This is a genomic window from Agrobacterium sp. 16-172Ci (genome assembly GCF_053522725.1).
Genome location: NZ_JBNWBW010000021.1, coordinates 45,356 through 66,457 on the forward strand (window position 1 = coordinate 45,356; position 21,102 = coordinate 66,457).

Consider the following 21,102-nt stretch of genomic DNA (forward strand, 5'->3'; position numbering starts at 1 on the left):
AGACGTGAGAATGCTTCACCTGTCCGGCACGAAGGATTTGCCAAGCGAGGCCGGCGTGTTGATCAAGGTCGTGCGGCGATTATGCGAGATGATGACCAGCACGACAATAGTTGCAAGGTAAGGTAGTGCCGAAAGCAGTTGCGATGGCACCCCGATGCCGAAGGCCTGCGCGTGCAATTGGCCGATGGTGACGGCGCCGAACAGGTAACCGCCCGCCAGCACCCGCCATGGGCGCCACGAAGCGAAGACGACGAGCGCCAGCGCAATCCACCCGCGCCCGGCCGACATGTTCTCTACCCATTGCGGCGTATAGACCAGCGACAGCTGCGCACCGGCAAGCCCCGCGCAGGCGCCGCCGAACATGACGGCGAGATAACGGGTGCGGATGACATTGATGCCGAGCGCATGGGCCGAGGCATGACTGTCGCCGATGGCGCGGATTTTGAGGCCCGTGCGGCTCTTGAACAGAAACCAGCCGATGCCGGCGACAAGCGCGATGGAGAGGTAGAAGATCAAATCCTGCCGGAACAGCAGCGGACCGAAGAAGGGAATGTCCGATAGCAGCGGAAAGACGATGGGCTGCAGTTTCACACCCGGCAGGCCGACGAAACTTTCACCCAGCATGCCCGAGACGCCGAGGCCGAGAATGGTGAGCGCAAGGCCCGTCGCCACCTGATTGGCAACGAGCGTCAGCGTCAGGAAACCGAAGAGCAGCGAGAAAACCGCACCCGAAGCAATGCCAGCCAGAATGCCGAGATAGGGAGACCCGGTCATATGCGCGGCCGCGAAAGCGCAGACCGCACCCATGATCATCATGCCCTCGACACCGAGATTGAGGACGCCGGAGCGCTCCGTCACCAGCTCGCCGGAAGCCGCGATGACGAGCGGCGTGGCGGCGGTGATGACGGTGAGGAGAATGGCCTGAAGCATATCCATCATGCCGCTCCTTCTTTACGATGCGCCTTGCCGGAAAAGACGACCCTGATGCGATAGAAGATCAGCGTATCGCAGGACAGCACGAAGAACAGCATCAGCCCCTGAAACACGCGCGTCACCTTGTCGGAGACACCAATCGAAAGCTGCGCCGCCTCGCCGCCGAGATAGGTCAGCGCCAGCACCAGCCCGGAAAGGATGATGCCGAGCGGATTGAGACGGCCGAGAAAGGCGACGATGATGGCGGTAAAGCCGTAACCCGGCGAAATGCTGGGCTGGAGATGGCCAATGGAACCGGAAGCCTCCGATATGCCCGCAAGCCCCGCCAGCGCACCGGAGAGCAGCAGCGAAAACCACACCATGCGGCTGGAGGAAAAACCGGCGAAGCGCCCTGCCCGCGCCGACTGGCCGAGCACGGTGACCTCGAAGCCCTTCAGCATGTAGCGCATCATGAACCACAGCGCGATGGCCGCGACGATGGCGAAAACGAAACCCCAATGCGCACGGCCCGATGCCAGCATTTCCGGCAGAACGGCGCTGTCGTTGAACGGCTTGGTCTGCGGGAAGTTGTAACCGCCCGGATCGCGCCAGATGCCGCGCGTCAGCCAGTCGAGGAAAAGCTGCGCGACATAGACCAGCATCAGGCTGACGAGGATTTCGTTGGTGTTGAACTTCGTCTTCAAAAGTGCGGGAATACCGGCATAAAGCGCGCCGCCCACGGCGCCCATCACCAGCATCAAAGGCAAAAGCAGCGGCGAATGCCAGTCCGGATAAAGCACCGGCAGGATGGAGCCGGTGATCGCGCCGATGGTGAACTGCCCCTCCGCGCCAATATTCCAGTTATTGGAGCGATAACAGATCGACAGGCCGACTCCGATCAGGATCAGCGGCGCGGCCTTGATCGCCAGCTCGTGCAGCGACCAGACTTCCAGCAGCGGCTCGACGAAAAAGGCGTAAAGCGCGTGAGCCGGATTTTTGCCGAGCATGGCGAACATGACGGCGCCGACAAGCAGCGTCAGCGTGAGCGCCAGAAGCGGGGAAAGCAGGGTGAAGAGCTTCGAGACCCCCGCGCGTTTTTCAAGCTCAATGCGCATGCTGGGCGGCTCCCGAATGTGACGTGTGAATGCCGCCCATCAAAAGGCCGATCTTTTCAAGCGTCATCTCTTCCACCGGATGGGCATCGGAGAGCTTGCCGTCGGAAATGACCGCGATATTGGTGGCGACTTCGAATATTTCATCGAGATCCTGGCTGATGACGATGACGGCCGAACCCGCTTTGGCAAGATCGACAAGCGCCTGGCGAATGCGGCTTGCCGCACCCGCATCCACGCCCCAGGTCGGCTGATTGACCACCAGCACGGCAGGCTGGCGGTCAAGCTCGCGCCCGACGATGAATTTCTGCAGGTTGCCGCCGGATAGCGACCCGGCCAGCGGGTCTGCCCCACTCTTGCGCACATCCATGGTTTCCGAAATACGCCGCGCCGCCGCCTTAATGACTGAGCCACGCACGATGCGCAGGAAACCGCCGGTCAGAAACGCCTTGCGGTCGGAACGCGCCCGCGCCAGCAGCAGATTGTCGGAAAGGCTCATGCCGGGAACGGCGGCGTGGCCATGGCGCTCTTCCGGCACAAAACCCGCACCCATCAGCCGGCGACCATTGATGCCGATACGGCCGACCGGCTTGCCCCGCAGATGGATCGCATCGTTATTATAGACCGGATATTCGCCCGAAAGCGCATCGAACAACTCGCCCTGCCCGTTTCCGGCAACGCCGGCAATCGCCAGCACCTCGCCGGCGCGTACGGTCATGGAAATCGATTTCAACGCCACGGCAAAAGGCGTGCGCGGCGCGACCGAAAGCCCCATGACCTCGATCTGCGGCGCACCCAGCGCCTCGCCCGTGGCCCGCGAAACGCTTGCGACATCGCTGCCCACCATCATGCGCGCCAACGATGCCGGCGTTTCCCTGCGCGGATCGCAGGCCCCCGTCACCTTGCCGTGACGCAGAACGGTCGCACGGTCGCAGATGCGCTGCACCTCTTCGAGACGATGGCTGATATAAAGTACGGAACGGCCTTCGGCTTTCAGCTTCTCCAGCGTCTCGAACAGCTTGTCGGCCTCCTGCGGCGTCAGCACCGAGGTCGGCTCGTCAAGAATGATCAGGCGCGGATTCTGTAGAAGCGCTCGGACGATTTCGATGCGCTGGCGCTCGCCGACCGAAAGATCGGCCACATGCGCATTGGGATCGAGCGGCAGACCATAGGCGCGCGACAGCTTTTCCGCTTGCCCGGCGATTTCCTTCAATGAAATTTTCGGATCGAGCGACAGGGCGATGTTTTCAGCGACCGTCAGCGCCTCGAACAGCGAAAAATGCTGGAACACCATGCCGATACCGAGCCTGCGGGCCTCGCTGGGTGAGCCTACGGAAACCGGCTGGCCCTGCCAGATAATATTGCCCTCGGTCGGGGCGAGAACGCCGAACAGCATCTTGACGAGCGTGGATTTGCCCGCGCCGTTTTCACCCAGAAGCGCGTGGATTTCGCCCGGCGCAATATCGAGATCGATGCCGTTGCAGGCGGCGAAATTGCCGAACAGCTTGGTCAGCTTGCGAACGGACAGGAGAGGCACGGCCTCCGGCGCCAAAGTTCCAGTCACGAGTTCCCTCTCTCACCAACCGTCATGCCTTCTTCGAGGCGTTTCAAACGGTTGCGGTCATTGTTCCCAATCCCGCGCCAAAAAGTATGCAATGATACGCGATCAGAACTTATTGATAACGGTTTTGCTGCTGCGCACAACTGAAAAAGAAGCCGCTTAAATGCAATTTGCACAAGCGATAAACGGCTTTACCCTTTTTTCATTTCGCGCCGAGCGAGGGGAAAAACTGCAATATTCCACCGATGCAATAAAGATAGATGCCGCTCGCCACGAAGCCGATCACGGCCCAGGTCGGGGTTTCGAAATGCATCAGCAGCGAATAACCGCCAAGCGCGCACCAGATGAAGACCACGGCGAGATTGAGCGGCCGCAATCGCTTCACCCGCACTGGATGCAGGAAGTTGATCGGCAGGAATGTCAAAAACACCGAAACGGTAACGACAATCATCGCCGTGGTGGCGCTGGCGTCCATGACAAACAGGGTGAACACCACCATGTTCCACACTACCGGAAAGCCGGAGAAGAAATATTCGTCCGTCTTCATGCCCATGTCGGCATAATAAATGGCGCTCGACACGACGATCATGCCGGCGGCCACGAAGGACAGCGGCTCGCCGATCATGCCCTTCTGATAAAGCGCAAAGGCGGGCAGCAGCACATAGGTAACATAGTCGATGATATTATCGAGCGTATCGCCAGACCAGTTGGGCAGCACTTCCTTAACCCTGACCTTGCGGGCGATGGGACCGTCGATGCCATCCACCAGAAGCGCAAGCCCCAGCCACCAGAACATGTCAACGAAACGGTGTTCGGCTGCGGCGACCACGCCGAGAAAAGCCAGGAACGAGCCGGAGGCCGTGAGCATATGGACGGAAAAGGCGCGGATTTCCGCGTAGGGAACACGCTTATAGTTGAAAATTTTCATAGTCAGCGTCTGTGCCCCGTTTTTTCATCCGCCTGTTCATTCCGGTATGCGGCCATTCACCACGCTTTGCAACCGGCTCAATCCACTTATCCTAAGACTAATATCGCGGCACAACCAACGAATCTTCACAACCGGATGTTCCGGGACCGAAGTGGATTTACCCGACCAAAGCCTTTATGATGCTTTGGAAATAACAACGGATCAGGACCATGAGACACTTCGATATCGCCATCACCGGTGCGGGACTTGCGGGCCAGATCGCGGCCATCGCGCTGGCGCGGGCGGGCCGCCACGTGGCGCTCGTTGCGCCTTCCAGCGACAGGAAGGACCAGCGCACCACGGCGCTGATGGACCAGTCCATCCGCTTCATGGACCGTCTCGGCCTGTGGTCGCGCATCGCGCCGTCAGCCGCACGCCTTTCCACCATGCAGATCATCGATGGTACCGACCGCCTGCTGCGTGCACCCACCGTGCAGTTCCGTTCGTCCGAAATCGGGCTGGATGCCTTTGGCTGGAACATCCCCAACGAGGCTTTGCTCGGCGTTCTGAGCGAAGCGGTCGAGCAGGAACACAATATTACCCGCCTCGATGCCACAGCCGAGACGATCGACATTGGCAACGACCGTGTATCGGTGACGCTTGGCGACGGCGAAACGCTCTCCGCCGCTTTCCTCATCGGTGCGGATGGCCGCAAATCCATGGTGCGGGATGCTGCCGGCATCGGCGTCAAATCTTGGTCCTATCCGCAGACGGCCATTGTTTTGAACTTCGGCCATAGCCGGTCGCATGGCAATGTCTCGACGGAATTCCACACCCCCACCGGCCCTTTCACCCAGGTTCCCCTGCCCGGCAACCGCTCCAGCCTGGTCTGGGTCGTCACCCCGCAACAGGCGGAGGAATTGACGGCGCTGCCGCTGGAAGCGCTCAGCCTCCGGGTCGAGGAGCGCATGCAATCCATGCTGGGAGCCGTCACCGTCGAGGACAGCGTGCAGGCATGGCCGCTCTCGTCCATGACCGCCCATCGCTTCGGCAAGGGCCGCGTCGCCCTGATCGGCGAGGCCGCACATGGTTTTCCGCCCATCGGCGCGCAGGGGCTGAACCTCAGCCTGCGCGACATCATCGCACTGACGGAATTGCTGAGCGCCGTCTCCGACCGGCCGATTGCAGCCGATGCCGGCAGCAGCTTCGACCGCAGGCGGCGAGCGGATGTCTATAGCCGCACGCTGAGCGTCGATCTTCTGAACCGCTCGCTGCTTTCCGATCTCCTGCCGGTGCAGATGGCGCGCGCGGCGGGCCTGCACGTGCTTTCCGGCATCGGCACCCTTAGAAGCATGGTCATGCGCGAGGGCATCGAACCGGGCCGTGGGCTGAAGGCCCTGCCCTCGCTGCTGTTCGGCAGCTTCAAAAAGGCTGGATGAAATACACCACGCCGGTCAGCGTGAGGACCGAAAGCACCGTCGAAATCAGGATCGTTGCCGACGCCCGCTCCTGCCAGACATGATATTGCTGGCCGATGACGAAAACATTCGTCGCGGTCGGCAGCGCGGCCAAAAGCACGGCCGAATAGATCCACACCGGCTCGAACCGCCCGAGCGACGAGAGCACAAGATAAGCGGCCAGCGGATGCAGGATCAGCTTTGCCGGCACGATATAGCTGATTTCGACCGGCACCCGTTTCATCGGCCGAAGCGCCAGCGTCACGCCCATGGCAAACAATGCGCAGGGCGCCGCCGATTGCGCCAGATAGTCCACCAGCCGCTGCACCGCTTCCGGCGGCTGCCATGACAGCGAAGCGGCAAGAAAGCCGGCGATGACGGAGACGATGAAGGGATGGGTGATGACCTTGCGCGCCACATCCAGCGCAAGCCTTGCCGGAGAGCGCTTGTCACCGCCGGCAACCGCCATCATCGCCGGGGCGACGATGAAATGGGCGGCGTTTTCCAGACAGACGATCAACGCCACCGGCACCGCCGCCTTTTCGCCAAGCGCCAGAAGCGCAAGGCCCGGCCCCATATATCCGATATTGCCGTAGCTTGCCGCGAAACTCTGGATCGTGGTTTCGGCAAGGCTGTTTTTCCGCACGAACCGGCCGATCAGGAACACAGCCAAGAAAATACCATAGGTGCAGGCGAGACTGGCCGCGACGAAATCCATCCGCGCCAGTTCTTCCACCGGCGTTTTCGACACCAGCTTGAAAAACAACGCCGGAAGCGCCGCATAGATGATGAAGGTGTTCAGCCAGCCCATCGCCTCGACCGGCTGCTTCGTGATGCGCGCCGCCCCGTAGCCGATGAAGATCAGGCCGAAAAACGGTAACAGCAATCCGACGATATCCGTCACTATGTTTCCCCCGCAAGCAACTCCAGCGGGAGGCTTAGCCGATTTGCATCAGGATCGGAAAGGTCTCCTGGAACCAGATCGCCACATTGGTGATAAAACCGGACATGAAAGCGAGACCGGTCAGCACCAGCAATACGCCGAGCAGCTTTTCCACGAGGCCGAGATGGCGGCGGAAGCGGACGAGGAAACGCATGAAGGAGCCGGAAAACGCCGCCGCGATCCAGAACGGCACCGCAAGGCCAAGAGAATAGACCGCAAGCAGCGCCGCACCGTCGCCAACCGTATCGCGCGCAGCGGCGACGCCGAGAATAGCCCCCAGAACCGGGCCAATGCAGGGCGTCCAGCCGAATGCGAAAGCAAGACCCATGACATAGGCCCCGGACAGCGTGGCAGGCTTGCCCGCCCCCTGAAACCGCGCCTCGCGCGAAAACAGGCCAATGCGAAACACGCCGAGGAAATTCAGACCCATCAGAATGATGATGAAACCGCCGATCTTGGCGAGAATATCGAGATTCTGGCGCAGAAGCGTACCGATCGTCGAGGCGCCGGCCCCCAGCGCCACGAAGACCGTGGCGAAACCGAGCGTGAAGAAGAAGGCCGAAAAGAGCACGGCCCTGCGAATCTCCGGCCGCGGCGCTGTATCTTCCGTCCTGAACTGCTCGACCGAAACACCCGCCATATAACAGAGATAAGGCGGCACCAGCGGCAGAACGCAGGGCGACAGAAACGAAAGAGCGCCGGCCAGAAGCGCGCTGAACAGGGAAATATCGGCAATCGACAAGAAAGAACTCCGCATTCCGCAAAGCCGCCGCGATTCTTAAGCTTCGCCGGCACTTCACGCTTCATTTTCGTGCATGTCATTGCTGCAAAAGGATTTCACCCGTCCGGCCGACATGTCTGAAGCCGGTTTTATCCCCAGCCGCCCCCTCTCTCCAATCACCTTTTCGGGGGTGCGACAAAAAAAACCGGATTGATTGTCGAAACCGCTTTTTTTGGGTTGACCGAACGGATCGCTCTACATATGTTCCGCGCACTTCCGAAGGGCAGCCAAGCCCCGACACGGGAGAGCGTAGCTCAGCCGGTAGAGCAACTGACTTTTAATCAGTAGGTCCAGGGTTCGAATCCCTGCGCTCTCACCACCTTCAAATACAATTTTCAGATATTTCACAAAGAGTTAGCGCCGAAGGTGGCCGAACTCAGGCGGTAATGGAAAAGATTCGGCCGCAGTCTCCGAGCGCAAAATAACGATATCCACCGCAAGCCCGGGTTTCAGAACAACCACTGCAATAAGGGGCACGGCTCGGCGCTAACGCCCCGGCATGACCGGGCAATCGTTTCAATCGCTCGAGATATTTCCTCAGGCCGAAATCTCAGTCAGTATTCACGCAAATCCAATCAGGATATCACTTGCGCGCGGCAGTACGGCGGCAGCGCCAGTTCCAGTCTCTTGGCTCGCCCGTGTCCATGTGGACCGATTCGGTGTGGCAATAGGTGCCGACGCCACCGCGTTCCGGCAGGGAACGTAGATAGGTGGCAAGCTCCCATTTGGAGACGCCCTTGATCTGGATGTCGGCGGCATCGCAGGTGTAGTGCTTGGAACCCTGCCTTATGCCCTTTGGCGGACGATAGCCCGAGGTGACGATCGCCGGGCTGTTATAGTGGCGCTCCACATCCTTGATCATCCGCACCAGTTCCGGCTTGAAACAGCCGACTTCGACCCGGTCCGTCTGCAGGAAAAGCCCGTTCGGGGCGACGCGGGTGAGGCCGGAGAGCGAGGCTAGCTTCATCAGGCCGGTCGGCTGGTCATCCTCTTCATCGAGATGGGCGTCGTCGAATTCGTCTGACATCATCGAGCGGCCGGAAAGGGCAATGCCCATCGTCCCGTCCGAAACGCCGGGCAATGCGGCGACCTGCGTATTGCCGGCCGTGCCGCTTTCAATCATTTTCGGCAGGCGCTTTTTGGCCGCACCGGCGAAAAATGCCGCAAGCGTCACGCCCTTACCCTCGCTTTCCTGCCCCTCGCCCGCCGCCCTGGCGTCCACGGCTGGTTGCGCGGTAACGGCCGCGAGCTGTTCCGATGCCGACTGCGGCACGGGTACGGATGCCGGCTGACGATTTTCGCTGTGCTGCTCCGCCGGCACCTGTGCGGCTGGCGGGACCTGAGCCGGCGCTGCCACCGGTTGCGGCTGCGCCGCCGGCACCGGCGCCGAATAAACGCTGCTGACGGCAGGAACGATTCTCTGGGTAGGAGCGCCCGCAGCGGCGGCCGTGCCCGACGCCCCTGCGGTAACGGCGGGCGCTGCTGCTGCGGATGCGGTGGAATAAATGCTTGTCGTTCCTGCGGAAATCGCCGTTGGCTGCGTCGTCAATCCGCCGATATCCGGGGCAGCGCCATAGGCCTGCGCCGGGCCGCCCGATGCCTGCGGCTGGGCTGGTGCGGCCGCTCCGGCCGCCGATGCCACGGCCGGATCCACGTAGTGTCCCTGTTGCGCACCGGCCGCAGCAGTTGAAGCGGCGGTCTGCGGCTTCTGTTGTGCGGAAATTTCCGGCTTTTTGGTCGCGGCGGCCATCTCTTCGTCGGTCACTGCCGAAACGCATCCGGAAAGCCCGAGCAGCGAAACCGCGATGACGAGACGCTGACGGACCAGACGTCCTTTCGCGCTCTCGACAGTTGTCATGGGTGGCCTCCGTATCTTGCATTTCCAACAGCAGCACGGGAACGGGCGCGTGTGCTTCCCCAAAACGGGACTGGCCGTTTTGATTCGCGGACTATGCCTCATCCCCTCGGGACAAGGCAAGAGCACCCGAAAACGCCGCTGCTCACCGGAAAATCCCTACCAGGAACCGGTATTCTGCATAGATATCCACGGTTCGGCTGGTGCGAGGCTTTCGCCCTTCTGCAAAATTTCGAAGGAAATGCCATCCGGCGAGCGCACGAAGGCCATGTGCCCATCACGCGGCGGCCGGTTGATGACGATGCCGTTCTGCTGAAGCCGGGCGCAGAAATCGTAGATATTGTCGACCTCGTAAGCCAGATGGCCGAAGTTGCGGCCGCCGGTGTAATCCTCGGTATCCCAGTTATAGGTGAGTTCGAGGCACGGCGCCTTGTTTTCCTTCGCCGCAGCAATGTCGTCGCGCGCCGCAAGAAACACCAGAGTGAATCGGCCTTTTTCGTTCTCGATTCGGCGTATTTCCTCAAGACCCAGCAGGTCGCTGTAGAATTTCAGTGATTCGCCAAGGTCTTTGACGCGAACCATTGTGTGCAGATACCGCATTTTCTTCCTCTCCATTACACGGGTCCGGAGCCGTTAAACGCATGATGGCAAGCCCCGGACAAGGACGGCGACATAAAAGCAGCTGCGTAAATCAAAAACTAGGGCTTGCGTGAAACCGTTACCAAGATGTTAATCTGGCGCACAGGAATCAGTTGACCGGTGTATGGCGCGTAATCGAGGGGTTGGCAGGATATGGCTGATAGGATGTCATCGAAAACGATAGTCGATGTCGAGGACCTTTCGGGCGATGCCGTGGACCTGACCGAAATTACCGGCGTCGTGAAGTGGTTCGATGTCGCCAAGGGTTTCGGCTTCATCGTGCCCGACAACGGCACGCAGGATGTGCTGCTGCACGTCTCCTGCCTGCGCCGCGACGGTTACCAGACAATTCTTGAAGGCACGCGCATCGTCGCCCTCATCCAGCGGCGCGACCGCGGTTTCCAGGCCTTCCGCATCCTGTCCATGGACCAGTCGACCGCCGTTCACCCCTCGCAGCTGCCGCCGGTGCGAACCCATGTGCAGGTAACGCCTTCGAGCGGGCTTGAGCGCGCCATCGTCAAGTGGTTCAACCGCACAAAGGGTTTCGGCTTCCTGACGCGCGGCGAAGGAACGGAAGATATTTTCGTGCATATGGAAACCCTGCGCCGTTTCGGCCTGACGGAGCTTCGCCCAGGCCAGGTGGTGCTGGTGCGTTACGGCGATGGCGACAAGGGCCTGATGGCGGCGGAAATTCACCCCGACAACCCGGTTTCCATCGGGATGTCGCATTGATGCCCGCCCTGCCCCATATGGTGAAAAGCGCCGTTATGGCGCTTCTTTTTTTCACGCTGGCCGCCGCCGCCCAGGCTCAGCAACAGCAGACATTCACCTCCGAACCGCTGCAGATTGAAACCGCCGGGGGAAAGAGCCACGCTTTCACTGCCGAACTGGCGCTGAACAACGCCCAGCGCGAACAAGGCCTGATGTTTCGCAAGAGCATGCCGCTTGAAAACGGCATGCTGTTCGACTTTGGTGAGCCACGTGACGTCGCTATGTGGATGCGGAACACGCTTATTCCGCTCGACATGCTTTTCATTGGCCGTGACGGCCGCATTACCCATATTCACGAAAACGCGGTTCCGCATTCGGAAGCGATCATCAGCTCCCGCGGGCCAGTAAAATTTGTGCTTGAACTGAATGGCGGCACTGCGAAGCGCTATGGCATCAAGCCGGGCGATATGGTTCGCAGCGCGCAAATCGGCAACCGGAAATGACGTTGCCGCGTTATTGCGTCTGAAGGAGCCGGACGAGGTTTCGTCCGGCTGGCGCAATATTCAGTAGACCGGCTCGATATGGCTCAGAATCCTGCAATTGGAAATGGAAGCGGCAAGGTTGATGGCGATGTCGATCGCCTCGACCGAATCGGCAGTGCCTTCCAGATAGATCACATCATTTTCGACGGTTGCGGAAATGCGCGACTTCTCGAGACCAGATTCGAAAGCCAGAGCCGATGTGATTGCCTGGCATACGCCGGCCATGCGGTCTCCGAAGAAGCTTTCCTGAATGCCTGACAAATTGAACATATGCGTTCTCCTTCTTATGGACATAACAACGCCCTGAGGGCGGTTTTGTTCATCTCCGGTTCATCTATTTGTTCATCTTCCATTCATCTTGGAAAATTGGAACCCCCTGATCGATCACATTTTAGGTGATCGGGAACCATTTCGTGAGGCGGGCATTTCGCGCATGGGAGTGTGAAAGGCCTTCAAGGCAGGTAAAACAGGGAGGAGAATGACATGCTGATTAACAGAACGGAGCCGTGTCACCACGCCTCGTGGATGAAGCCGGTGGCAATCCACCTGCCGCTGTGCGTAGCCGTGGAAATCTACAGCCCGCTGGTGGCGCTGGACATGCTGATGTATCGTTGGCCCGAGGAACACGGGCCGGAATATGAAGAGGCGCGCAGGAACTGCCTCGATGCCATCGCCGGCAGATGCGACATCGAGAAAGCACGGGAATCGTTTCTCATAGCAAGCAGTCATGCCCATATCCTGAACGTCCACTAAAATTCATCGACCGTCATGACGATTGGGCCCTTCCATGCGGAGGGCTTTTTCTCTTGCGCGCGGCCTCTGCGACGCCTCCATGCACGGCGCAGCCTGCACACCGGCCGATGATGACATGTAACTGTCACGCAAACGTTATAATCGGCAGAGACGAATTCCATGGAATCGATTGGCGCGCAGACCGCCAAAAGCTTGGGAGTGGAACTGGCCAGCATGGAAACTGTCTTTGCCCTTTGCGCAATTCTGCTCCTCGGCTTCAATCTTCTCGGCATCGTTCTGGCCGGCTGGCGACTGACGAGACGGGACGCGGAAAACGATCTTGTCCGGCAAAAGCCGCCTGTCTCGCTTGTGGTGCCGCTGCGCGGCGTGGAGAACTTCACGCCCCTGACGCTGTCGCGCGCCTTCGAGCTCAACTGGCCCGATTATGAGCTGCTGTTCTGCGTCGCCGATGAATTCGATCCGGTGATCGAGGAGGTTCGCAAAGCGCAAGCCGCCTTCCCCTCGGTTTCCATGCAATTGCTCATTGGCGATGACCGCATCAGCGCCAATCCGAAACTGAACAATTGCGTCAAGGGCTGGCGGGCCGCCCGGCATGAGTGGGTAATTCTGGCCGATTCGAACGTGCTGATGCCAAAATCCTATATTGCCACGATGATGTCGGCCTGGCGGCAGGATAGCGGGCTCGTCTGCTCGCCGCCGCTCGGCTCAAGGCCTGCGGGTTTCTGGGCGCATGTGGAATGCGCCTTCCTCAACGGCTCGCAGGGCCGCTGGCAATATGCGGCGGAAGCCATCGGCATGGGTTTCGCACAGGGCAAGTCGATGTTGTGGAACAAGCCGTTTCTGGAAGACAATGGCGGCATTCGCGCACTGGCCGCTGAAATCGCCGAAGACGCCGCTTCGACGAAGCTGGTGCGAAGCACCGGGCGCAAGGTGCATCTGGTCAGCGCCCCCTTCGAACAGCCGCTCGGCCAGCGTCATGCCGGCGAGATCTGGTCGCGCCAGACCCGCTGGGCGCGGCTGCGACGCGTGACCTTCCCGCAATATTTCGCGCCGGAAATCCTCACCGGCGCGCTTCCCCCGCTTGTCTTCGCGCTCGCTGCCGCCGTCATGATGGATGTGAACCTCCCCGCAACCGCCTTTACCGTCCTCGCCCTCATGTACGTGCCGGAACTTGCGCTCGCGGCCCTCAACCGCTGGCCGATATCGCTCCATACGCTGCCGGCGATGATCGCCCGGGACATGATCATGCCCGTCGTCTGGGCGCGAAGCTGGATCGGCAGCGCGGTGGCATGGCGCGGCAATGTCATGACGATCGGCACGGCAGAGAGCACCCTGGCCGGTCCGTCCGCGGAATAAATCAGAGCTATTTGGAAGAAGTTACGCCGGAAAGCTGATGTTTTGCTTTAAAATGGTCGGAGTGGAGAGATTCGAACTCCCGACCCTCTGGTCCCAAACCAGATGCGCTACCAGACTGCGCTACACTCCGCCGAGGCGATGGCTGGGGAATACACGGTTCACCCGCAGTCCGCAACAGGGAAATTCATCTTTGTTCAGCCACGACCCCTATGAGCAAAACGTAACCTCGAAACGGCGGCGCAGGATCGGACGGCAAGGGGATAATCGTCTTGACTCTCACCTGAAGTCAGTCCATTTCAAATTCAACGTTCCTGACACGATTTGGTTATTCTATTCAGGTACGTGATGAATAATTCGGGGCGTTTCGCCCCGCTGTCCAACCGGAGCAGTTTCGACATGTCTGCGAAGATTTACCGCCCTGCAAAAACCGCCATGCAATCCGGCAAGGCGAAGACCAATGTCTGGGTTCTGGAATTCGACGCCGAGGTTCCGCGCAAGATCGATCCGATCATGGGCTACACTTCCAGTTCCGACATGAAGCAGCAGCTCAAGCTGACATTCGAAACGCAGGAACAGGCCGAAGCCTATGCCCAGCGCAAGGGCATCGAATACCGCGTCATCCAGCCGAAGGAAGCGACCCGCAAGGTGGTTTCCTACACCGACAATTTCCGTTTCAACCGCACCCAGCCCTGGACGCACTGAAACACGACGATCAAAGTTTTTGCCGGAGCATCGATTGCCCGGCATGACGGCCCCTTAGCTCAACTGGATAGAGCAACTGCCTTCTAAGCAGTAGGTCGCAGGTTCGAGTCCTGCAGGGGTCGCCATCTTTTCTGCAACGCCAGATACGTCCGGAATATCTCAAGGACCCCGAAACTCAGCGTCTGGCGCCTCTGGACTCATTCGGTTTGCAATAAGCCCCTCATCAGGAGGTCCGACACCTGTCGCAAGGGTGAGGATCAGCTACGCTTCGCTAACAGATTTGGCGCGGCTGCCACAGCCAGTCCCAATGCGGCGGAGATGAAGCCGATAAAGTCGGAGATCGTTTTCAGCTCACCTTCGAAACCCATCCCCTGCAGCAATAGGCTTGTTCCGTAAAATAGGGGCAAGACGAACCCAAAGACAGTTATCAGGAATAACGCAACTCTCTGGACAGCCAGCGTCGTCGGACGCGTTGGTTCCCACCGAAGCAGCAGGATGATGACGGCCAGAGCAGAAATGCTCAAGAAAGCGTCGATCACCAACTGAGCGTTCACGTTTATCAGGCTGTCATTCGTCCAGAAGTTTATTCCGGAGACAGATACGAGAAGAAAAAACACGATCGAAACCACGATCGCCTCTGTCTTGCTGGACATGCCTGGGTCAAAGACGAGAGCTCCGCAGACGATGCCTACGGTCATGGACAACGGCAAGAGAAGCATTCGCCCCCATTCTCCCGTGTTCGTGTTTTTGGTCACACCGGATACGGTTGGGGCAATTGCGTCTAAGAACCACCAGCCAACCCCAACGCCTAACAGGCTAAGCACCATAAACGCGCCGAGACTTACCAAAACTCCCACTGCGATAGCCCAAACCGCCCGCCCCATTTTGTCCCCCCGACCGTGGCGCTAATGCTATGCCGAACAATACTGTGGAATCGATCAAGATTAAATGACCGTGCTGAGGCGGCTCTATTCAATAACCGACGATAACTGGCGGCATCAATTGTCGCAAAGCGCCCAGATGCAGGAGGTGACTACGCTTCCGGTCGTGCAGATTCGCGGTTCATGCGCTCTCGAAAGACGCGCCTACCCCTGCCCAATCAACGTGAAATACCCCCACACCGCCACAAAAAACGCAATGACAGCCGCAATCGTCAGAGCCTTCTTCGCTTTCGGCCCTAACGGTTCGCGTGGCTTCTTCGGCGGCACCGGTTTGCGGAACTTCACCACATTGTCGTTCATTCTATCTTCGTCCTGACTATCGCTGCTGAAAGCTCAGCCGCGTTTATGGCATCGATCTTCCCGGATTTATCTCTAGCAGACCAGAGCTATCATAAATATTACCAAGTTTTCACTTCACCCTTGGGGAAAGCTATGTCACTTCCCACAATCAGAGGAATACAACGGCGACAGATGGACGGACAAACCGGAGAGCGGCGGCAACCCTCTGTGGTATTTTGAACTTTGCGGGTGACGAGAATGAATGACGCCAATAAGAGTGGCAGCGATACCGAAAACAGCCAGCCCGATCTGCGCGAGATTCTGGGAGCAAACAGAAACGGCCGCAAGAAAAAGTCGCGTCGGTATCTCTATGCCGCAGCAGCCCTTGTGCTGATTGGCGGGGGCCTTGGTTATTATTACCAGTCACGTGCGGCAGGCGTCGCCTATAGCTATACCACGGAAGCGGCGCGTCAGGGCGATCTCTCGGTCATCGTCACCTCTACCGGCTCGGTTCAACCAACGGATCAGGTCGATATATCGAGCGAACTCTCCGGCACCGTGCGCAAGGTCAACGTCACCTATAATACCCCGGTCAAGGCCGGAGACGTATTGGCGGAGCTGGATACCAACAAGCTGGAAGCCGATGTGCAAAGCGCCCGCGCCAAACTCGCCTCTGCCAAAGCCAATGTGCTGAAGGCGCGCGCCGATCTCGGCTCGGCAAAGACGTCCATGGAGCGCCTGCGATCGCTGGTGCAGAACCGTGTGTCCAGCCAGCAGGATCTGGATGCGGCACAGTTCACCCACGATGCCGCCGCTGCGACGCTGGAGGTGAATGAAGCAACCGTGCTTTCGGCGGAAGCGGATCTGAGGCTCGCCGAAGTCAATCTCGGCAAGGCGAAGATCGTCTCCCCCATCGATGGCGTCATCCTCACCCGCAGCGTCGATCCGGGCGCCACCGTCGCCTCCTCGCTCAACGCCCCGGTGCTGTTCACCATCGCAGGCGATCTGCGCCATATGGAATTGCAGGTGTCCGTGGATGAGGCCGATGTCGGCAAGGTCGAGACAGGGCAGAAGGCCACGTTTAATGTCGATGCCTATCCCGACCGCAGTTTCCCGGCCGAGATCGAGACCGTGCGTTTCGCTTCCGAGACCGTGTCGAATGTGGTCACCTACAAGGGCATATTGACCGTCGACAATGAAGAGCTGCTATTGCGCCCCGGCATGACGGCGACCGCCAATATCGTCGTCGAAGAGATCAAGGATACGCTGCTGGTCCCGAATTCCGCGCTTCGTTATACGCCGCCGCGCGAATCCGCCTCCCGTGGCGGCGGGCTGATGAGCCTGTTCCGCCCGCCGCGCATGGGCCGCTCGCAGAACCGCGATGCCGGCCAAGCCGCGCAGGCCAAAAGGACGGTCTGGGTGCTGCGCAACAACACGCCAGTCTCCGTCGCCATCGAAACCGGTTCCACCGACGGCCAGCATACCGTGGTGAAATCGGGCGAGTTGAAAGCCGACGATCAGGTGATTACCGACGCAACGGCCCGCAACGCCGGCTGACGGAGGACAAGCCCATGCAACAGCCGCCGCTTATCGAATTTCGCGATGTCGTCAAGCAATATGGCCGCGGCGAAGCGACCATCCGCGCGCTCGATGGCGTCAGCCTCTCCATTCATGAGAAGGAATTCGTCGCCATCATGGGGCCGTCCGGCTCCGGCAAATCCACCTCGATGAATATCATCGGCTGTCTGGATGTGCCGACATCAGGCGAATACCTGTTTCAGGGCGTGCAGACCAGCGGCTTCGATAATGAGCATCTGACGCTGCTGCGCCGGCATATGCTGGGCTTCGTGTTTCAGGGCTTCAACCTTCTCTCGCGCACCTCGGCGGTGGAGAATGTCGAGCTACCGTTGATCTATCGCGGCATGAAGGCCTCGGAGCGGCGCGCGCGCGCCATGGAGGCGCTGGCGCAGGTGGGCCTGAAAGGCCGCGAGGACCACACCACGCAGGAGCTTTCCGGCGGCCAGCAGCAGCGCGTGGCCATTGCCCGCGCCATCGTCACCCGCCCCGCTTTGCTTCTGGCCGACGAACCGACCGGCAATCTCGATACGAAGACCAGCATCGAAATCATGGAACTGATTACCGCGCTCAACCGCGACAGGGGCATCACGGTGGTCATGGTCACCCATGAAGAAGATATCGCCGCCCATGCCGGACGCCTCCTGCGTTTCGTCGATGGCCACCTCGCCTCCGACAGCGCGACGGACAAAAAGGAGACCGCCGATGTTCTTTGAAACGTCGCGTCTTGCGCTGCGCGCCATCAGTCGCAACCTGCTGCGCTCCTTCCTCACCGTGCTCGGTGTCGTCATCGGCGTGGCCGCCGTCATCGCCATGGTCACCATCGGCAACGGCACGACCGAACAGGTGAAATCGGAACTCTCGCGGCTCGGCACCAACATGCTGTTCGTTCGCCCCGGCCAGTTCGGCCCCGGAAGGGCCAGCACCGAAGCCAAGCGCTTCGATGACCGCGATGTCGAGGCCATCCGCAACCAGATAAGCGGCATCCGCGCTGTCGCTCCGCAAAACCGCAGCTCTGCCGCAACCGTCATCTTCGGCGGCAAGAACCACCAGACGAGCGTCATCGGCACCACCAACGATTACCTGATCGCGCAGGACTGGACTATCGCGCTCGGCCGCGATTTCCAGCCCGCCGAAGATCGCGGCGGCCAGATCGGCTGCATCATCGGCGAAACGGTGCGGCAGGAACTGTTCGGTGCGGAAAACCCGGTGGGGCAGACGATCCGCGTCAGCAACATCTCCTGCCCCGTTATCGGTGTGCTGGGCAGGAAAGGCCAGTCCGGCCTCGGCGACGATCAGGACGACACGATCATCATGCCGCTGAAAATCCATCAGCGGCGCATCGGCGGCACCACCACCATTTCCTCGATCATGGTCTCGGCGCAGGACGGCGTATCGACTGCCAAGGTGCAGAGCGACCTGCAAAACCTGCTGCGCGAGCGCCGCCGCATCGGCATCGGCCGCGAGGACGATTTCACCGTCAACGACATGACACAGATCGCCTCGGCCATGACCGGTACGACGACGCTGCTGACCGGTCTTCTGGGTGCCGTCGCAGCCGTCAGCCTGTTGGTCGGCGGCATCGGTATCATGAATATCATGCTGGTTTCGGTGACGGAGCGCACCCGCGAGATCGGCATTCGCCTTGCCATTGGTGCGCTGGAAAAACAGGTGCTGACGCAGTTTCTGGTGGAAGCCGTCATGCTGTCGGCCTTCGGCGGCCTTGTCGGCATCCTCACCGGCCTCGGCCTTGCCTATGCCGTCGTCGGTTATCTCAACGTGCCCTTCGTCACCAGCCCGTCGATCATCTTCCTCGCCTTCGCCTTTTCGGCGGCCATCGGGGTGATTTTCGGCTATTTCCCGGCACGACGGGCGGCGAGCCTGAGCCCGATAGAAGCCTTGCGGCATGAATGAAAGCCGGCGTTCAAACCGCAACCTGCTTTGTCTCTTCCCGGAGATTGACCCGATCCGCTTTAGTCGCTCACCGGGCAGCGTGCACTATCCACCCACTCTTCGAGCGCGCGCGCGATGTCGTCCTGACAGGACGGCAGGTTTTCCTTCTCGCTGATGGCGCGGAGATACATTTCCACGGCATTCCGTTGCAGCGGGGTCAGTAAGGAAAATTTCTCCTGACATCCGCGCAAATAGGGTGCGAATTCGTGCCTGTAGTCGCCATCGAGATCGGCGATCATATAGGCGGGCAAATGAAATCGCGTCCCTTCAGCATCAAGGAAGGCGGGGCTGCCGGAATGTCTGTTGATGTCCTTCAGCGGGATCGCGGACCAATCACTCTTCTCATCGCCAGCACGACATGCGGCGCGAACCTCATTGTTCGCATAATCGTCAAGCGCCTGCGCCTCGGAGAGGCCGACGCCGCCACCCAGTGTAACACCCGCGAATGCCTCTCGCACCGCGGCTTTCGCATTCGAAATATTATCGGGTTCCGGCTGCATCAAATCGTCTGCCTGTTCAATGATGGGCTCCCCCACTCCCGTCACCATGCGCTGTCGGCCAGTCTCCACCCTCGGTCCGTTCGAGCGGGGGGCTGTTCAACGCATCACCCTTGGATACCGCAGATCCCTTTATCTCCTCCCGGTAAAACGCAAGGCAAACAATACCGGCAATCAGCGTCAGGCCAGCCACGACGCTGGCGACGATCAGCCCTATCGTCCAGATATCAATCGAGGCGCTACTGATGTCCATTCCGGTTCACTCCCCACGATCAATCCCGCCGGCGATCCGAACGCCTTCCAGCATGGGCGGCGGGCGGTTCCGCACCTACCGCCAAACCTCGCAGAATATCCGATATCCGCGCTGACCTTGCGTCAGGGCGTCAATCGGATAGGCTCGCCCTCAAGTTTACCGGATGGAGTTTGGATGTTCAAATCGGTATCGGACAGCGCCGCTGCCGCAGACGGCGGCTCGCTCGCCCTCTTCGTCGAACGGATTGACGGACAGACGGAGCTGTTTGTGATCAATCGCTCCCTCGCGTCACGCGGGACGCCCGACTACAACAAGATCACTTCGAGCCTTCGGCCGCTTGCCAAGGAGGATTGCGCAATGATCGCGGCCGCTCTTGAGCCGCTGTTGACAACGACACCATCGATTCATCCGCTGGCGGATTTTATCGATACGCTGAAACAGCAATCATCCCGCTGATCGGAAATGCAGTGCGGCTAATCAAACGTTGGCCTCTGCCTCACGCTGCTTCGCCAGCGCCGCCAGATCGGCAGGCTTCAGCTCGACCGATTCACCGCAGCCGCAGGCGGATGTCTGGTTCGGATTATTGAAGGTGAAACCGGAGCGCATCTTGGTCACTTCGAAATCCATCTGGGTGCCGAGCAGATAAAGCACGGCGGAAGGCTGAACCCAGACCTTCGCGCCTTCGAACTCCACCAGATCGTCCTTCGCATCCGGCTCGGTCACGAGGTCGATGGTATATTCCATGCCCGCGCAGCCGCCCTTTTTGATGCCGACACGCACGCCCCTGGCATCCGGTCCGGAATTTTCGACGATTGCTTTAACGCGCGAGGCAGCAGCCCCGGTAATGGTCATGATTGCAAAGCCCATGTGCCCATTCTCCTTCGACAATCGAGTTCAAGGCTCGATGCTTATGGATTTCAATCTAATAGCGCCTGGGAGTGTCATCAAGGGATGACACCCGTCAAAATCACGTCAGTACCAGCCGACGGCGACCTGTGCTTCTTCCGACATGCGGTCCGGCGTCCACGGCGGATCGAAGGTCATTTCGACCACGACACCGGAAACACCTTCGACGGCGCCGACGGCATTTTCCACCCAGCCCGGCATTTCACCGGCCACCGGGCAGCCGGGGGCCGTCAGCGTCATGACAATTTTGACCATCCGGTCATCTTCGATATCGATCTTGTAGACGAGACCGAGTTCGAAGATATCCGCCGGAATTTCCGGGTCGTAGACGGTCTTAAGCGCCGCGATTACGTCATCGCTGAGGCGTGCAAGCTCGTCCGGCGGAATGGTGGACACCTTTTCCTGAGCTTCGGTCGCATCCTGGGTCTTTGCAGTGGCATCGGCAGTCATGGTCTTAAACCTCAATC

Annotated in this window: 24 protein-coding genes and 3 tRNA genes; 12 read left to right on the plus strand and 15 right to left on the minus strand. The window is 59.8% G+C overall.

Features of this window, described 5'->3' with window-relative positions:
- Positions 1-15 precede the first annotated feature (15 nt).
- The 4 genes from ACQZ40_RS18145 to pcsA all read right to left on the minus strand — a co-directional run bounded on the left by ACQZ40_RS18145 (position 16) and on the right by pcsA (position 4,513).
- Positions 16-936 (minus strand): ABC transporter permease, encoded by a 921-nt coding sequence (locus ACQZ40_RS18145; RefSeq protein WP_003523440.1) that lies wholly within the window; start codon positions 934-936, stop codon positions 16-18.
- The gene (locus ACQZ40_RS18150) at positions 936-2,027 is read right to left on the minus strand and encodes an ABC transporter permease (RefSeq protein ID WP_003523441.1); all 1,092 of its coding nucleotides are present in this window, start codon (positions 2,025-2,027) and stop codon (positions 936-938) included. Before ACQZ40_RS18150 ends, ACQZ40_RS18145 begins: the two co-directional genes overlap by 1 nt.
- Positions 2,017-3,576 carry an ABC transporter ATP-binding protein gene (locus ACQZ40_RS18155; RefSeq protein ID WP_198939147.1) on the minus strand — a complete coding sequence of 520 codons (1,560 nt, stop codon included), beginning with the start codon at positions 3,574-3,576 and terminating at the stop codon, positions 2,017-2,019. The genes ACQZ40_RS18150 and ACQZ40_RS18155 overlap by 11 nt, the downstream gene beginning before the upstream one ends.
- 211 nt (positions 3,577-3,787) lie before the next feature.
- The gene (pcsA, locus tag ACQZ40_RS18160) at positions 3,788-4,513 is read right to left on the minus strand and encodes a phosphatidylcholine synthase (RefSeq protein ID WP_035263562.1); all 726 of its coding nucleotides are present in this window, start codon (positions 4,511-4,513) and stop codon (positions 3,788-3,790) included.
- Between the two features lie 209 nt (positions 4,514-4,722).
- Between pcsA and ACQZ40_RS18165 the strand changes: the two genes are divergently transcribed.
- Positions 4,723-5,931 (plus strand): UbiH/UbiF family hydroxylase, encoded by a 1,209-nt coding sequence (locus ACQZ40_RS18165; RefSeq protein ID WP_448748404.1) that lies wholly within the window; start codon positions 4,723-4,725, stop codon positions 5,929-5,931.
- Here ACQZ40_RS18165 and ACQZ40_RS18170 read toward each other — a convergent pair.
- Together ACQZ40_RS18170 and ACQZ40_RS18175 are read right to left on the minus strand one after the other, a co-directional pair.
- Entirely contained in the window at positions 5,915-6,853 is a 939-nt protein-coding gene (locus ACQZ40_RS18170; protein ID WP_065655176.1) for an AEC family transporter, read from the minus strand. The genes ACQZ40_RS18165 and ACQZ40_RS18170 overlap by 17 nt on opposite strands.
- A 34-nt stretch (positions 6,854-6,887) precedes the next feature.
- The gene (locus tag ACQZ40_RS18175; protein ID WP_003523449.1) at positions 6,888-7,634 is read right to left on the minus strand and encodes a cytochrome c biogenesis CcdA family protein; all 747 of its coding nucleotides are present in this window, start codon (positions 7,632-7,634) and stop codon (positions 6,888-6,890) included.
- 282 nt (positions 7,635-7,916) lie between these two features.
- On the opposite strand from ACQZ40_RS18175, the gene ACQZ40_RS18180 reads away from it, so the two are divergent.
- Positions 7,917-7,992 (plus strand) — tRNA-Lys (locus ACQZ40_RS18180).
- A 264-nt stretch (positions 7,993-8,256) separates the two neighbouring features.
- Here ACQZ40_RS18180 and ACQZ40_RS18185 read toward each other — a convergent pair.
- A complete protein-coding gene (locus ACQZ40_RS18185; protein ID WP_174044499.1) occupies positions 8,257-9,531 on the minus strand; it encodes a YcbK family protein in 1,275 nt (424 codons plus the stop codon).
- 156 nt (positions 9,532-9,687) lie between these two features.
- Positions 9,688-10,128: a VOC family protein gene (locus ACQZ40_RS18190; protein WP_065655178.1), complete on the minus strand. Its 441-nt coding sequence runs from the start codon at positions 10,126-10,128 to the stop codon at positions 9,688-9,690.
- Between the two features lie 192 nt (positions 10,129-10,320).
- On the opposite strand from ACQZ40_RS18190, the gene ACQZ40_RS18195 reads away from it, so the two are divergent.
- Entirely contained in the window at positions 10,321-10,899 is a 579-nt protein-coding gene (locus ACQZ40_RS18195; RefSeq protein WP_004442353.1) for a cold-shock protein, read from the plus strand.
- Complete coding sequence (locus tag ACQZ40_RS18200; RefSeq protein ID WP_065655179.1) at positions 10,899-11,381, plus strand: DUF192 domain-containing protein; 483 nt, start codon at positions 10,899-10,901, stop codon at positions 11,379-11,381. The genes ACQZ40_RS18195 and ACQZ40_RS18200 overlap by 1 nt, the downstream gene beginning before the upstream one ends.
- 60 nt (positions 11,382-11,441) lie before the next feature.
- Here ACQZ40_RS18200 and ACQZ40_RS18205 read toward each other — a convergent pair whose 3' ends face one another.
- The gene (locus tag ACQZ40_RS18205) at positions 11,442-11,690 is read right to left on the minus strand and encodes a BON domain-containing protein (RefSeq protein WP_003522642.1); all 249 of its coding nucleotides are present in this window, start codon (positions 11,688-11,690) and stop codon (positions 11,442-11,444) included.
- Positions 11,691-11,903: 213 nt separating this feature from the next.
- Here ACQZ40_RS18205 and ACQZ40_RS18210 point away from each other — a divergent pair, with 213 nt between their 5' ends.
- Both ACQZ40_RS18210 and ACQZ40_RS18215 read left to right on the plus strand, forming a co-directional pair.
- Positions 11,904-12,173: a DUF982 domain-containing protein gene (locus ACQZ40_RS18210; protein WP_003522644.1), complete on the plus strand. Its 270-nt coding sequence runs from the start codon at positions 11,904-11,906 to the stop codon at positions 12,171-12,173.
- A 213-nt stretch (positions 12,174-12,386) separates the two neighbouring features.
- Positions 12,387-13,529, plus strand: a complete 1,143-nt coding sequence (locus tag ACQZ40_RS18215) for a ceramide glucosyltransferase (protein ID WP_448748405.1) — start codon at positions 12,387-12,389, stop codon at positions 13,527-13,529.
- 53 nt (positions 13,530-13,582) lie between these two features.
- Here the strand turns inward: ACQZ40_RS18215 and ACQZ40_RS18220 are convergent.
- Positions 13,583-13,659, minus strand: a tRNA-Pro gene (locus tag ACQZ40_RS18220).
- A 266-nt stretch (positions 13,660-13,925) separates the two neighbouring features.
- On the opposite strand from ACQZ40_RS18220, the gene ACQZ40_RS18225 reads away from it, so the two are divergent.
- Positions 13,926-14,231, plus strand: a complete 306-nt coding sequence (locus tag ACQZ40_RS18225) for an ETC complex I subunit (protein WP_003507982.1) — start codon at positions 13,926-13,928, stop codon at positions 14,229-14,231.
- Between the two features lie 48 nt (positions 14,232-14,279).
- Positions 14,280-14,356 (plus strand) — tRNA-Arg (locus ACQZ40_RS18230).
- A gap of 132 nt (positions 14,357-14,488) precedes the next feature.
- On the opposite strand, the gene ACQZ40_RS18235 is transcribed toward ACQZ40_RS18230, so the two are convergent.
- Together ACQZ40_RS18235 and ACQZ40_RS18240 are read right to left on the minus strand one after the other, a co-directional pair.
- Complete coding sequence (locus tag ACQZ40_RS18235) at positions 14,489-14,950, minus strand: hypothetical protein (RefSeq protein WP_236774877.1); 462 nt, start codon at positions 14,948-14,950, stop codon at positions 14,489-14,491.
- Positions 14,951-15,316: 366 nt separating this feature from the next.
- Positions 15,317-15,472: a hypothetical protein gene (locus ACQZ40_RS18240; protein WP_174044532.1), complete on the minus strand. Its 156-nt coding sequence runs from the start codon at positions 15,470-15,472 to the stop codon at positions 15,317-15,319.
- 237 nt (positions 15,473-15,709) lie between these two features.
- Here ACQZ40_RS18240 and ACQZ40_RS18245 point away from each other — a divergent pair, with 237 nt between their 5' ends.
- Genes ACQZ40_RS18245 through ACQZ40_RS18255 form a run of 3 tightly spaced genes read left to right on the plus strand, consistent with a single transcriptional unit; the run spans position 15,710 to position 18,940 of the window.
- The gene (locus tag ACQZ40_RS18245) at positions 15,710-17,008 is read left to right on the plus strand and encodes an efflux RND transporter periplasmic adaptor subunit (RefSeq protein ID WP_448748406.1); all 1,299 of its coding nucleotides are present in this window, start codon (positions 15,710-15,712) and stop codon (positions 17,006-17,008) included.
- A gap of 14 nt (positions 17,009-17,022) precedes the next feature.
- Positions 17,023-17,742, plus strand: coding sequence for an ABC transporter ATP-binding protein (locus ACQZ40_RS18250; protein WP_448748407.1), 720 nt, complete (start codon positions 17,023-17,025; stop codon positions 17,740-17,742).
- Positions 17,732-18,940: an ABC transporter permease gene (locus ACQZ40_RS18255; protein ID WP_065655182.1), complete on the plus strand. Its 1,209-nt coding sequence runs from the start codon at positions 17,732-17,734 to the stop codon at positions 18,938-18,940. Before ACQZ40_RS18250 ends, ACQZ40_RS18255 begins: the two co-directional genes overlap by 11 nt.
- A gap of 59 nt (positions 18,941-18,999) precedes the next feature.
- On the opposite strand, the gene ACQZ40_RS18260 is transcribed toward ACQZ40_RS18255, so the two are convergent.
- Entirely contained in the window at positions 19,000-19,527 is a 528-nt protein-coding gene (locus tag ACQZ40_RS18260; protein WP_448748408.1) for a DUF6714 family protein, read from the minus strand.
- Between the two features lie 376 nt (positions 19,528-19,903).
- Here ACQZ40_RS18260 and ACQZ40_RS18265 point away from each other — a divergent pair, with 376 nt between their 5' ends.
- A complete protein-coding gene (locus ACQZ40_RS18265; protein ID WP_065655185.1) occupies positions 19,904-20,185 on the plus strand; it encodes a hypothetical protein in 282 nt (93 codons plus the stop codon).
- Positions 20,186-20,206: 21 nt separating this feature from the next.
- Here ACQZ40_RS18265 and sufA read toward each other — a convergent pair whose 3' ends face one another.
- A complete protein-coding gene (sufA, locus tag ACQZ40_RS18270; RefSeq protein WP_448748409.1) occupies positions 20,207-20,596 on the minus strand; it encodes a Fe-S cluster assembly scaffold SufA in 390 nt (129 codons plus the stop codon).
- Between the two features lie 105 nt (positions 20,597-20,701).
- A complete protein-coding gene (locus tag ACQZ40_RS18275; protein ID WP_065655187.1) occupies positions 20,702-21,085 on the minus strand; it encodes an SUF system Fe-S cluster assembly protein in 384 nt (127 codons plus the stop codon).
- Between the last annotated feature and the right edge of the window lie 17 nt (positions 21,086-21,102).